13 protein-coding genes are annotated in these 12,559 nt (G+C 74.0%); 11 read left to right on the top strand and 2 right to left on the bottom strand.

Going from position 1 to position 12,559, the window contains the following annotated elements; translation table 11 throughout:
* Positions 1-34 precede the first annotated feature (34 nt).
* Positions 35-1,204, bottom strand: coding sequence for an NADH-quinone oxidoreductase subunit D (locus ACFZBX_RS25945; RefSeq protein WP_391536187.1), 1,170 nt, complete (start codon positions 1,202-1,204; stop codon positions 35-37).
* Entirely contained in the window at positions 1,201-2,256 is a 1,056-nt protein-coding gene (locus ACFZBX_RS25940) for an SAM-dependent methyltransferase (RefSeq protein ID WP_391536186.1), read from the bottom strand. Before ACFZBX_RS25940 ends, ACFZBX_RS25945 begins: the two co-directional genes overlap by 4 nt.
* Positions 2,257-2,431: 175 nt before the next feature.
* Here ACFZBX_RS25940 and ACFZBX_RS25935 point away from each other — a divergent pair, with 175 nt between their 5' ends.
* The 11 genes from ACFZBX_RS25935 to ACFZBX_RS25885 all read left to right on the top strand — a co-directional run bounded on the left by ACFZBX_RS25935 (position 2,432) and on the right by ACFZBX_RS25885 (position 12,489).
* The gene (locus tag ACFZBX_RS25935) at positions 2,432-3,628 is read left to right on the top strand and encodes a sensor histidine kinase (protein ID WP_391536248.1); all 1,197 of its coding nucleotides are present in this window, start codon (positions 2,432-2,434) and stop codon (positions 3,626-3,628) included.
* Between the two features lie 58 nt (positions 3,629-3,686).
* Positions 3,687-4,379, top strand: a complete 693-nt coding sequence (locus tag ACFZBX_RS25930) for a response regulator (RefSeq protein ID WP_391536185.1) — start codon at positions 3,687-3,689, stop codon at positions 4,377-4,379.
* A gap of 107 nt (positions 4,380-4,486) precedes the next feature.
* Positions 4,487-5,422, top strand: coding sequence for a Rossmann-like and DUF2520 domain-containing protein (locus tag ACFZBX_RS25925; protein WP_391536184.1), 936 nt, complete (start codon positions 4,487-4,489; stop codon positions 5,420-5,422).
* Positions 5,422-6,327 carry a pantoate--beta-alanine ligase gene (gene panC, locus ACFZBX_RS25920; protein ID WP_391536183.1) on the top strand — a complete coding sequence of 302 codons (906 nt, stop codon included), beginning with the start codon at positions 5,422-5,424 and terminating at the stop codon, positions 6,325-6,327. Before ACFZBX_RS25925 ends, panC begins: the two co-directional genes overlap by 1 nt.
* Before the next feature lie 58 nt (positions 6,328-6,385).
* Positions 6,386-6,835: an aspartate 1-decarboxylase gene (gene panD, locus ACFZBX_RS25915; RefSeq protein WP_391536182.1), complete on the top strand. Its 450-nt coding sequence runs from the start codon at positions 6,386-6,388 to the stop codon at positions 6,833-6,835.
* Positions 6,836-6,849: 14 nt separating this feature from the next.
* Positions 6,850-8,526 (top strand): L-aspartate oxidase, encoded by a 1,677-nt coding sequence (locus ACFZBX_RS25910; RefSeq protein ID WP_391536181.1) that lies wholly within the window; start codon positions 6,850-6,852, stop codon positions 8,524-8,526.
* A gap of 4 nt (positions 8,527-8,530) precedes the next feature.
* Positions 8,531-9,523: a carboxylating nicotinate-nucleotide diphosphorylase gene (gene nadC / locus ACFZBX_RS25905; RefSeq protein WP_391536180.1), complete on the top strand. Its 993-nt coding sequence runs from the start codon at positions 8,531-8,533 to the stop codon at positions 9,521-9,523.
* Between the two features lie 79 nt (positions 9,524-9,602).
* Positions 9,603-10,397: a type III pantothenate kinase gene (locus ACFZBX_RS25900; RefSeq protein WP_350564455.1), complete on the top strand. Its 795-nt coding sequence runs from the start codon at positions 9,603-9,605 to the stop codon at positions 10,395-10,397.
* A gap of 176 nt (positions 10,398-10,573) precedes the next feature.
* Entirely contained in the window at positions 10,574-10,855 is a 282-nt protein-coding gene (locus tag ACFZBX_RS25895) for a LuxR C-terminal-related transcriptional regulator (protein WP_391536179.1), read from the top strand.
* A gap of 145 nt (positions 10,856-11,000) precedes the next feature.
* Positions 11,001-11,423, top strand: a complete 423-nt coding sequence (locus ACFZBX_RS25890) for a hypothetical protein (RefSeq protein ID WP_391536178.1) — start codon at positions 11,001-11,003, stop codon at positions 11,421-11,423.
* Between the two features lie 88 nt (positions 11,424-11,511).
* Positions 11,512-12,489, top strand: coding sequence for a hypothetical protein (locus ACFZBX_RS25885; protein WP_391536177.1), 978 nt, complete (start codon positions 11,512-11,514; stop codon positions 12,487-12,489).
* The last annotated feature ends 70 nt before the right edge of the window (positions 12,490-12,559 follow it).

The raw sequence follows: 12,559 nt of genomic DNA, 5'->3' as shown, positions 1-12,559 counted from the left end.
GGGCGGGCCCGCCCGCCCCCTCACCCCGCCCGGCTCACTTGTCGATGTCGCCGACGACGAAGAACATCGAGCCCAGGATCGCCACCATGTCCGCCACCAGCGTCCCGGGCAGCAGCTCGGTGAGCACCTGGACGTTGTTGAACGACGCCGAGCGCAGCTTGAGCCGCCACGGCGTCTTGTCGCCGCGCGACACCAGGTAGTAGCCGTTGACGCCGAGCGGGTTCTCGGTCCAGGCGTAGGTGCTGCCCTCGGGGGCCTTGAGCACCTTGGGCAGCCGCAGGTTGACCGGGCCGGGCGCCAGCTCGGCCAGCTTGTCCAGGCAGGCGTCGGCGAGGTCCAGCGCGTTGACCGTCTGCTCCAGCAGGCACTCGAAGCGGGCCAGGCAGTCGCCCTCCTCGCGGGTGACCACGGTCAGCACCCGGCGCAGCTCCTCGCTGCCGTAGGCGAGGTAGGGCTCGTCGCGGCGCAGGTCGAGGTCCAGGCCGCTGGCCCGGGCGATCGGGCCGCTGACGCCGTACGCCTCGGCCTGCGCCCTGGTGAGGACGCCGACGCCGGCGGTGCGGGCGCGGAAGATCTCGTTGCCCAGCACCAGTTCCTCGAAGACCGGCAGCTGGGAGCGGACGACGGCGACCGCGGCGCGGACCCGGCCGAGCCAGCCGGCCGGGAGGTCCTCCTTGAGGCCGCCGACCCGGTTGAACATGTAGTGCATCCGGCCGCCGGAGGCCTCCTCCAGCACGTGCTGGAGGTCCTCGCGGCCGGAGAAGGCGTGGAAGATCGGGGTGATCCCGCCCAGCTCCAGCGGGTAGGAGCCGAGGAACATCAGGTGGTTGAGGACGCGGTTCAGCTCGGCGAGCAGGGTGCGGATCCACACCGCGCGCTCGGGCACCTCCATGCCGAGCATCCGCTCGACGCCGAGCACCACGCCCAGCTCGTTGGAGAAGGCCGAGAGCCAGTCGTGCCGGTTGGCCAGCATGATGATCTGCCGGTAGTCCCGGGCCTCGAACAGCTTCTCGGCGCCCCGGTGCATGTAGCCGATCACCGGCTCGGCGGTGACGATGCGCTCGCCGTCCAGCACCAGCCGCAGGCGCAGCACGCCGTGGGTGGCCGGGTGCTGCGGGCCGATGTTGAGCACCATGTCGGTGGCGCCCGCCTCGCCCGTGAAGTTCTCGGCTCCCGCCCCGATGCCGACCGTGGTCTCCCTCATGGGGTGAGAGTCTGCCATCCCGCCAGCGCCTCCAGGCTCGGCGGTACCGGCATGCGGACGGTCTGCGCGAGCCAGCCGAACGCGCCGAGACCGGCCGGGTCGGTGAGCTCCGCCCCCTCGCCGGCGCCGCCGAGGGCCCTCAGGTAGGCGGCCGGGTCGGTGGACGCGAGGGCGAGCGCGGGCCGGGCGCCGCTGACGCCGAGCGCCCGCAGCGCCTCGCGCTGCGTCGTCCACAGGCTGTGGAGACCGGGGACGGCGACGGCGTCCAGCGCCACGTGCGTGGTGACGTCGCAGGAGCCGTCGGGCACCGGGGCCACCTCGCGGCCGGCCCGGAAGCCGGTGCGGGTGGGGAACGGCGGGCGGTGGGCGGCGGTGTGCCCGTAGTCGGCGGCGACGGCGAGGCCGCGGTCCAGGCCGGCCACCGCGTGCGCCCAGGCGGCGTCCCGGGGGGTGCCGAACTCGGCGAAGTCCCCGGGGCGTTCGGCCGGCCACCAGCGGGCGGCCCAGGCCGCGTCGGCGGCGTCGACCGGGGCGCCGAGCCGCTCCTCGCCGGTCCCGGTGTCCACCTCCAGGTAGCGCAGCCGCCCGTCCTCGCCGACCTCGCCGGTGTCCAGCGGCACGTTGTCCAGCCACTCGTTGGCGAACAGCAGCCCGGTGACGCCGCGCGGCACCTCGTCCGTCCACACCACCTCGGCCCGGCGCTCCTCCGTCCACAGCCCTGTGGACGGAGCGGCGGGCGGCAGCGGCGGCCGCTCGGCGAGCTCCACCGCGTACACCCGCAGCCGCCCGCCCACCGTCTCCGGCAGCGCCGCCAGCACCCCGGCCACCAGTTCGCCCCGCCCGGCCCCGACGTCCACGAACGCCAGCTCCTCCGGACGGCCGAGTGCCGCGTCCACCTCCAGGAGCAGCCGGGCGACCGCCCGGGCGAACAGCGGCGAGGCGTGCACCGAGGTGCGGAAGTGCCCGGCGGGGCCCTCCGGCCTGCGGTAGAAGCCTCCGTCGGGTCCGTAGAGGGCGCGCTCGGTCGCGGGCGCCCACCGCATCCAGGTCATACGGCGGGACGCTACACACCCGGTCCGTACCCGCCCAATCCGTACGGCATCGGTACGTCACGCTCTCCGACCTAGGGAGTAGGACGGATCGCTCTCCCGGCGGACCTTGGGGCACGGCGCACCTGCCTACGCTTGACCCGTGCATCGACTCAACGCGTGGCTCCGCCGACACCCCATGGTGGTCGACTCCGCCTGGGCCGCGCTGGTGCTCGTCCTCGGCGTCCTGCCGGAGGAGGGCAGCAACAACACCGGCTGGCGCGCGGTGGTCGGCTTCGTCGTCGCCGTCGTGCTGCCGCTGCTGATGGTGTTCCGGCGGCGGTTCCCCGATCTGACCGTGGCCGCCGCGATCCTGGTCGGCCTCACCCAGGTGGCCCTCGACGTCAGCCCGGCGCTCTCCAGCATCGCCTATCTGGTGTTCGCCTACACGGGCGCCGCGTTCGGCGGGCGGTGGACGTCCCGGGCGGCGCTGGCCGGCGGACTGCTGGCCGGCCCGCTGGTGTTCTGGCGGCTCGATCCGGAGAAGGCCACCCGGATGCCCGACGGCGACATCAGCTACGTCGAGTACTCCATCCCCGAGGCGCTGTTCTTCGGCGGCATGATGACCACGCCGTTCATCCTGTGCTGGGCCTGGGGGCGGCTGACCCGGGTCCGCCGGGCCTACCTGGTGGAGCTGGAGGACCGCGCGGCCCGGCTGGAGCGCGAGCGCGACGCCCAGGCCAAGGTGGCGGTCGCCGCCGAGCGGGCGCGGATCGCCCGCGAGCTGCACGACGTGGTCGCGCACAACGTCTCGGTGATGATCGTCCAGGCGGACGGCGCCGCGTACGTGCTGGACAACTCGCCCCAGCAGGCCAAGGAGGCGCTGGGCACCATCGCCTCCACCGGCCGGCAGGCGCTGGTCGAGATGCGCCGGCTGCTCGGCGTGCTGCGCACCGCCGACACCAAGGGCGAGGAGTACGTGCCGCAGCCGGGCGTCGAGGAGCTGCCGGAGCTGCTGGACCAGGTCCGCACGGCCGGCCTCCAGGTGGACTTCGCGACCTCGGGCGACCCGCGCGAGCTGCCGCGCGGCGTCGAGCTGACGGTCTACCGGATCGTCCAGGAGGCGCTGACCAACGTCCGCAAGCACGGCGGCCCCGATGTGCACGCCCGGGTCGCCGTCGACTTCGGCGAGCGCGAGCTGGCCGTGCTGGTCGAGGACGACGGCCGCGGCAGCACCGACGAGGAGCTGGCCGCCGGCGGCACCGACGGCCAGGGCCACGGCCTGATCGGCATGCGCGAGCGGGTCGGCATGGTCAGCGGCAGCCTCGACGTCGGTCCGCGGCCCGGCGGCGGCTTCCGGATCCGCGCCGTGCTGCCGCTCAAGGCGGCCCACTGACCCGGGCCCGGACGCCCACCGACCCCCGCCGTTCCCCCCGAGGAGCTAGGAGCCACCCTTGACCATCCGCGTGATGCTGGTCGACGACCAGGAGCTGCTGCGTACCGGATTCCGGATGATCCTGCAGTCGCAGGGCGACATCGAGATCGCCGCCGAGGCCGGGGACGGTGCCCAGGCCCTGGAGAAGCTCCGGCACACCGCGGTGGACGTGATCCTGATGGACGTCCGGATGCCGCGGCTGGACGGCGTGCAGGCCACCCGGCGGATCTGCCTGGCCGAGGACGGCACCCCGCTGCCGGACGCCCCGCACGTGCTCATCCTCACCACTTTCGACCTCGACGAGTACGCCTTCGCCGCGCTCAAGGCCGGTGCCAGCGGCTTCCTGCTCAAGGACGTGCCGCCGACCGAGCTGGTGGCCGCGATCCGCGCCGTGCACGGCGGGGACGCGGTGGTCGCGCCGACCACCACCCGCCGCATGATCGACCGGTTCGCCGAGGTGCTGCCCACCCCGCAGAGCGGCCCCGGCCGCGCGGACACCCTCGGCCCGCTCACCGAGCGCGAGCGCGAGGTGTTCCTGCTGGTCGCGCAGGGTCTGTCGAACGGGGAGATCGCGGCCCGGCTGGTGCTCTCCGAGGCCACCGTGAAGACCCACGTCGGACGGATCCTGGCCAAGCTCAACCTGCGCGACCGGGTCCAGGCGGTGGTCCTGGCCTACGAGGCGGGCCTGATCCGCGCCGGCGCCGCGGACTGAGCCCGCCCGGGGCCGCCCCGGGCGCGTTCCCGCCCCCCGTAGAATGGGCCGGTACGTCCGGTACCCCCGAGTGGACCGGAACGGGACCCCTGGACAAAGGTGGGTGCGTGAGTCTGTCCGACTACGGCGATCTGGCCCCACTCGACGACCCGGCCGACCCCGGCAACCGCCCCGCGCGGCTCGCCGTCGGCGTGGTCGGCACCGGCCGGGTCGGCCCGGCGCTCGGCGCCGCCCTTCAGCTGGCCGGCCACAAGGTGGTCGCCGCCTCCGGGGTCTCCGCCGCCTCCCGCCGCCGCGCCGAGACGCTGCTGCCGGGCGTGCGGATCGTCACCCCGCCGCAGGTGCTGGCCGCCGCCGACCTGGTGCTGCTCACCGTCCCCGACGACGCGCTGGCCGATCTGGTCGCCGGCCTCGCCGCGACCGGCGCCGTCCGCCCCGGCCTGCTGCTGGTGCACACCTCCGGCGCGCACGGCGTGGCCGTGCTGGAGCCGGCCACCCGGGCCGGTGCGCTGCCGCTCGCGCTGCACCCCGCGATGACCTTCACCGGCACCTCCGTCGACCTGGCCCGGCTGGCCGGCTGCCCGTTCGGGGTGACCGCCCCCGAGGAGCTGCGCCCGGTCGCCGAGGCGCTGGTGGTGGAGATGGGCGGCGAGCCCGAGTGGGTGCCCGAGGACGTCCGCCCGCGCTACCACACCGCCCTCGCACACGGCGCCAACCACCTGGTCACGCTGGTCGCGCAGGCGATGGAGCTGCTCCGCTCGGCGGGCGTCGCCGAGCCGGGCCGGATGCTCGGCCCGCTGCTCGGCGCCGCGCTCGACAACTCGCTGCGCTCCGGCGACGCGGCCCTCACCGGCCCGGTCGCCCGGGGCGACGCCGGCACCGTGCGGCGCCACCTGGCGCAGCTCAGTACGGTGTCCCCGGACATCCCGGCCGCCTACCGGGCGATGGCCCGCGCCACCGCCCAGCGGGCCCTGGCCCACGGGACGATCGACGAGACGTCGGCGGCGGCGCTGCTGGACGTACTGAACGAGGAGAAGCAGTAATGGCACGCGGCAAGCAGCCGGGCAAGGCCCAGCGCGCCCCGAAGGTCCACCGGGCCGTCGTCACGCACACCGTCGACGACTTCGAGTCGGCGTTCTGGCCGGACGAGCAGCCGGTGGACAACGCGGTCGTGATGACGATGGGCGCCCTGCACGAGGGCCACGCCGCGCTGATCCGCGCCGCCCGCAAGCAGGTCGGCCGGGACGGCCGGGTCGCCGTCTCGGTCTTCGTCAACCCGCTGCAGTTCGGCGCCGGCGAGGACCTGGAGCGCTACCCGCGCACCCTGGACGAGGACGTGCGGCTCGCCGAGGCCAACGGCGCCGACGTGGTCTTCGCGCCGTCCGCCGACGAGGTCTACCCGAACGGCGAGCCGCAGGTGCGGCTGGCCGCGGGCCCGATGGGCGAGCGCTACGAGGGCGCCACCCGGCCCGGGCACTTCGACGGGGTGCTGACCGTGGTCGCCAAGCTGCTGCACATCACCGACCCGGACTTCGCCTTCTTCGGCGAGAAGGACGCCCAGCAGCTGGCGGTGATCCGCCGGATGGTGGCCGACCTCGACTTCGACGTCGAGGTGGTCGGCGTGCCGACCGTCCGCGAGGAGGACGGCCTGGCGCTCTCCTCCCGCAACCGCTACCTCTCCACGGAGGAGCGCACCCGTGCCCTCGCCCTGTCCAAGGCGCTGTTCGCCGGCCGGGACGCGGCCGCGCAGGGCCCGGAGGCCGTGCGCGAGGCCGCCTCGGCCGCGCTGGACGCCGCCGAGGGCGTGGACCTCGACTACCTCGCCCTGATCGATCCGCACGACTTCACCGAGGCGCCGGACGACTTCCAGGGCGAGGCGGTGCTGGCCGTCGCCGCGAAGGTGGGCGCGACCCGCCTGATCGACAACGTCCGCATCATCGTTCGCTAGCGCGGACACCCGGCAGCGAGACCCCCTAGGCATGCACTCACAGGAGGCGTGACCCGCAATGCTCCGCACCATGCTCAAGTCCAAGATCCACCGGGCCACCGTGACCCAGGCCGACCTGCACTACGTCGGCTCCGTCACGGTGGACGAGGACCTGCTCGACGCCGCCGACCTGCTCCCCGGCGAGCTGGTCCACATCGTCGACATCAACAACGGCGCCCGGCTGGAGACGTACACCATCCCCGGCCCGCGCGGCACCGGCGTCATCGGCATCAACGGCGCCGCCGCCCGCCTGGTCCACCCCGGCGACCTCGTCATCCTGATCGCCTACGGGCAGATGGACACCGCCGAGGCCAAGGGCCACGTCCCCAAGGTCGTCTTCGTCGACGAGCACAACCGGATCACCGGCACGGGCGGGGACCCGGCCGAGGCCGGGGAGGGCAGCGGACTGCTGCGCGGGGACGCGGCGTACCGTGGCGGCAGCGGCGCCGTCGACGCCGCCGCGCGCTAAGGAGCCACCACGTCATGTCCGCCGTCACGCACCGCCTCACCGCCCCCGCACCGGGCTGGACCACCGACACCGACGTCGTCGTGGTCGGCTCCGGCGTGGCCGGGCTCACCGTCGCCCTCAATGTCCGCAAGGCCGGCCTGCGGGCCATGGTGGTCACCAAGGCGATGCTGGACGACGGCTCGACCCGCTGGGCCCAGGGCGGCATCGCGGCCGCCCTGGGCGAGGGCGACACCCCCGAGCAGCACCTGGCCGACACCCTGGTGGCCGGCGTCGGGCTCTGCGACGAGGACGCCGTCCGGGCCCTGGTCACCGAGGGCCCGGACGCGGTCCGCCGGCTGATCGCGGTCGGCGCCGCCTTCGACCGCGGCGAGGACGGCGCGGTCCTGCTCACCCGGGAGGGCGGCCACCACCGCAACCGGATCGCGCACGCCGGCGGGGACGCCACCGGCGCCGAGATATCCCGGGCCCTGGTCGAGGCCGTCCGGCAGGACCCCGAGGTCGAGCTCATCGAGCACGCCCTGGTCCTCGACCTGCTCACCGACGCCGACGGGCACGCCGCCGGGCTGACCCTGCACGTCATGGGCGAGGGCCGGCGGGACGGCGTCGGCGCCGTCCGGGCCCGCGCGGTGGTGCTCGCCACCGGCGGCATGGGCCAGGTCTTCTCGGCCACCACCAACCCGACCGTCTCCACCGGCGACGGCGTGGCGCTCGCGCTGCGGGCCGGCGCCGAGGTCACCGACCTGGAGTTCGTCCAGTTCCACCCCACCGTGCTCTTCCTCGGCCCGGAGGCGCACGGCCAGCAGCCGCTGATCTCCGAGGCGGTCCGCGGCGAGGGCGCCCACCTGGTCGACGCGGACGGCGTCCGGTTCATGACCGGTCAGCACGAGCTGGCCGAGCTGGCCCCGCGCGACATCGTCGCCAAGGCCATCACCCGCCGGATGGAGCTGCACGGCACCGACCACATGTACCTGGACGGGCGGCACTTCGGCGCCGAGATGTGGGAGCGCCGGTTCCCGACCATCCTGGCGTCCTGCCGCGCGCACGGCATCGACCCGGTCACCGAGCCGATCCCGATCGCCCCGGCCGCGCACTACGCCTCCGGCGGGGTGCGCACCGACGACCACGGCCGCACCTCCGTCCCCGGCCTGTACGCCTGCGGCGAGGTCGCCTGCACCGGGGTGCACGGCGCCAACCGGCTGGCCTCCAACTCGCTGCTGGAGGGCCTGGTCTTCGCCGAGCGGATCGCCGCCGACCTGGCCGCCCGGCACGCGGCCGGCGACCTGCCCGCCCGCACCGTCGACGCGCGCGCCGCCCGCGACGCCCGCCCGGTGCCGCTGCCCGCGCCCGAGGCGCGGGCCGAGGTCCAGCGGCTGATGTCGCGCGGCGCGGGCGTCCTGCGCTCGGCCGCGTCGATGGCCGACACCGCGCGCGGACTGGCGCTGCTCGCCGAGCACGCCCGCGCCGACGCCGCCGAGCAGAAGCCGGCCGACCCCCGGGTGGAGACCTGGGAGGCCGCCAACCTGCTGCTGGTCGCCGACGCGCTGGTCACCGCCGCCGGACAGCGCGAGGAGACCCGCGGCTGCCACTGGCGCGAGGACTTCCCGGAGCGCGACGACGCGCACTGGCGCCGCCACCTGATCACCACCCTCACCGCCTCCGGCGGCCCCGTCAGCACCCCCGAGGAGCAGTAACACCATGACCGACGCAACCGACGTGACCCACCTGCACGAGCACGAGCACGAGGAGCTCCCGCTGGCCGGCGGCTGCGGCGACGGCTGCGCCTGCGGGGACGGCGAGGGCTACGAGACCGGCCTGGACCCGCAGCTCGCCGAACTGCTGGAGGAGGCCGGCCTCGACCCGGTCGAGGTCGAGGACATCGCCACCCTGGCGCTGGCCGAGGACCTGGCCGGCGGCGAGGACGTCACCTCGGTGGCGACCGTGCCGGCCGACGCCGTCGCCACCGCCGACTTCACCGCCCGCCAGGCCGGTGTGGTGGCCGGCCTGCGGATCGCCGAGGCGGTCGTCTCGCTGGTCTGCGAGGAGGAGTTCGAGGTCGAGCGGCACGTCCAGGACGGCGACCGGGTCGAGGCCGGCCAGGTGCTGCTCTCGGTCCGCTCGCGCACCCGGGACCTGCTGACCGCCGAGCGCAGCGCGCTCAACCTGCTCTGCCACCTGTCCGGCATCGCCACCGCCACCCGCGCCTGGGCGGACGCCCTGGAGGGCACCGGCGCGGTGGTCCGCGACACCCGCAAGACCACCCCGGGCCTGCGCGCGCTGGAGAAGTTCGCGGTCCGCTGCGGCGGCGGCGCCAACCACCGGATGGCGCTGTCCGACGCGGCCCTGGTCAAGGACAACCACGTGGTCGCGGCCGGCGGCGTCGCCGAGGCGTTCCGGGCCGTCCGGGCCGCCTACCCGGAGCTGCCGGTCGAGGTCGAGGTCGACACCCTGGAGCAGATCGCGCCGGTCCTGGAGGCCGGGGCCGACCTGATCCTGCTGGACAACTTCACCGTCCCGCAGCTGGCCGAGGCGGTCGCGCTGGTGGCCGGCCGGGCAAAGCTGGAGGCCTCCGGCGGACTCACCCTGGCCACCGCGCGCGAGGTCGCCCAGACTGGTGTCGACTACCTGGCGGTGGGCGCGCTGACCCACTCCTCGCCGGTCCTGGACATCGGCCTGGACCTGCGCGCCTGACCGTCCGCCCGTCGCTCCGCCCGTTCGTCCGCTCCGCCCGTTCGGTCCGTCCGCTGGTCCTCGACGAAGAAAGCACCCCATGCTGCTCACCATCGACGTCGGCAACACCCAGACCACCCTCGGCCTGTTCGGCGGCGAGGAGGTCGTCGAGACCTGGCGGATCTCCACGGATCCGCGCCGCACGGCGGACGAACTGGCGGTGCTGCTGCACGGCCTGATGGGCTCGCAGGGCTCGCGCACCGCGATCGCCGACGCCAAGGTCGAGGGCCTGGCGATCTGCTCCTCCGTCCCCTCCGTGCTCCACGAGTTCCGCGAGGTGACGCGCCGCTACTACGGCGACGTCCCCGCGGTGATCGTGGAGCCGGGGGTGAAGACGGGGGTGCACGTCCTGATGGACAACCCCAAGGAGGTCGGCGCCGACCGCATCGTCAACGCGCTGGCCGCCAACCACCTCTACGGCGGCCCGTGCATCGTGGTCGACTTCGGCACCGCCACCACCTTCGACGCGGTCAACGCCCGCGGCGACTACGTCGGCGGCGCGATCGCCCCCGGCATCGAGATCTCGGTCGAGGCGCTCGGCAACCGCGGCGCCCTGCTGCGCAAGATCGAGCTGACCCGCCCGCGCAACGTGATCGGCAAGAACACCGTCGAGGGCATGCAGTCCGGCATCCTCTACGGCTTCGCCGGCCAGGTCGACGGCCTGGTCGACCGGATGGCCCGGGAACTCTCCAAGGACCCGGACGACGTCCAGGTGATCGCCACCGGCGGCCTGGCCCCGCTCGTCCTCGGCGAGGCGGGCTCGATCGACGTCCACGAGCCCTGGCTGACCCTGATCGGCCTGCGCCTGGTCTACGAGCGCAACCGCCCGAGCTGAGCACGCTCAGTGTGACGCGGATCACACTTTCGCGAACGAGGACATTCACCCACGGTTCCCCCATCGCGACCGTGCGCGACCACTCCCGGCACTCCCCACCGTGCTACCGTCCGAAGACGGGGCCCCGCCACCCACCGCTCCCCATCGAGGAGCGGTAGGACCGAGGGGGGAGACACATGCACGGAACCATCACCGCCGTCGACGACGCCCTGGCCTGCCTGCGCACGTCGGCGTCCCGGATCGACAGCCTGAGCGGCCGCCAGGAAGAGGTGCTCCACCTCCTGGCGCTGGACCTCTCCAACCAGGAGGTCGCCGACCGCCTCGGCATCACCGAACGGACCGTCAAGGCCCACGTGGCCGCACTGATGGACCGCCTCGGGGTCGACTCACGGCTGCGCCTGGCCATGGTCGCGCTCTACCACCGCATGGCCGACTGTCCTTGCGGACAATGGTCTTGATGCGAAGGAAGGCCTAAATTCGGGAGCCTCGGGGGTCCGGGTCCGCATCCGCGACCCCCGGGTGCTCCAATCGGGGGGAAGTACCGACGCTTCTCTCCTTCGTGCCCCCGTCCGATCCATGGGCGGGCCATCCGAAGGGTCAAACGTGAACGTCAAGCGCATCGCGGCCGCGGCCGCGATCCTCGCCACCGGCCTCGGCGCCGCCGTCGCCACCGCCCCGGCCGCCTCGGCCGCCACCATCGGCAGCTGCTCCGTCTTCAACGCCTGCCTGTTCTACAACTCGTCCGGCTACGGCCTGGGCGCCCAGTTCTCGCACGCCGACGACATCAACGACTACGTCGGCTCCTACTTCAGTGCGGGCCCGTACGGCACCAGCGGTGCCGGCGGCCCGGTCAAGAACCACACCGCCTCCGTGGCGAACGGCGACCCGAACTACCAGATCACCATCTGGCAGCGCAGCGGCACCAACCCGTTCGGCAACCACGAGTCGATCACCCCGTACGCGTTCAAGGACCTGACCCTTCTCAAGAACGACAACGCCGCCGGCACCTGGCAGTACGTCGGCTGACGTCGCACCTCGCCGCCCGGTGCGGGCCCGGCAGGTCCGGGCCCGCACCGGCACCACCCGCACCGAGCCACGGGAGACCGCCGAACAGATGGCCACGACCGCTTCCACCCAGGCCCGAGCCCGGTTGCTCGCCGGGGGCGCACTGCTGCTCCTGACCGCCGCCTGCAGCTCCTCCGGCACACCGGCCGCCAAGTCCACGGGCGAGGGGCTCCACGTGCCGCCACCGTCGGTCTCGGCCGTCCCGACCCTCGCCAGGGCCGACGACAAGGCGTTGCCGATCGAGGCCTATCTGCTGACCCCCGAACAGCAGCGCCAGCTGATCGCGGCCCGGGACGCGCTGACGTCCCGATGCATGACCCGGCTCGGCTTCACCTACACCCCGGAACCCGCGCCCGCCGAACCCGGAACGCGGCAGAGGAACCTGACCCAGTGGCGGTACTTCGTCACGGACACGGCGGAGACCTCGCAGTACGGCTACACCGTCAAGGACTTCCGGCCAGGTGAGAAGCCCTCGCGGGCGGCGAAGCCCCCGGCCTACCTCCTCGCGCTCACCGGAAGCGCGGACGGGTCGGTCGCGGTGGCACCGGGCCAGACCCCGAAGGGCGGCCAGGACATCAACGGCCAGCAGATCCCGCCCGGCGGCTGCCTCACCGAGGCCCTGGGCAAGCTGGGCGCCGGCGCGGCCAACGGCAACGGCGGGGACGCCCAACTCGCCTCCGACATCAAGAACTCCGGCTGGAACCAGTCGCTGGCCGACGCCCGGCTGGTCGCCGCCTTCGCCGCCTGGTCCGGCTGTATGAAGGCCAAGGGCTACGACTACCCGACCCCGATCGCGGCCGCCGACGATCCGCAGTGGCAGAGCATCGGCGCCTCCTCCGAGAAGGCCCGGCAGACCGCCACCACCGACGCGACCTGCAAGGCCGAGCACAACGTGGTGGGCATCTGGTACACGGTCGAGTCCGCCTACGAGACCACGCTGATCGAGCAGAACGCCGAGGCGATGCGCGCCGTCAAGCAGGACATCGACAACCGGATGAAGCTCGCCGCCCAGGCCCTCGCGTCCTGATCCATGGCCGACCACGGAACGCCGGAACCGCCGCGCCACTCATCCTTCCCGGGAGCCCGCCGACAACCAC

Origin of the sequence: Kitasatospora sp. NPDC008115, from assembly GCF_042957205.1 — a bacterium.
In the GTDB taxonomy this organism is placed as follows: domain Bacteria; phylum Actinomycetota; class Actinomycetes; order Streptomycetales; family Streptomycetaceae; genus Kitasatospora.
This window is presented reverse-complemented; position numbering and strand designations above follow the sequence as displayed.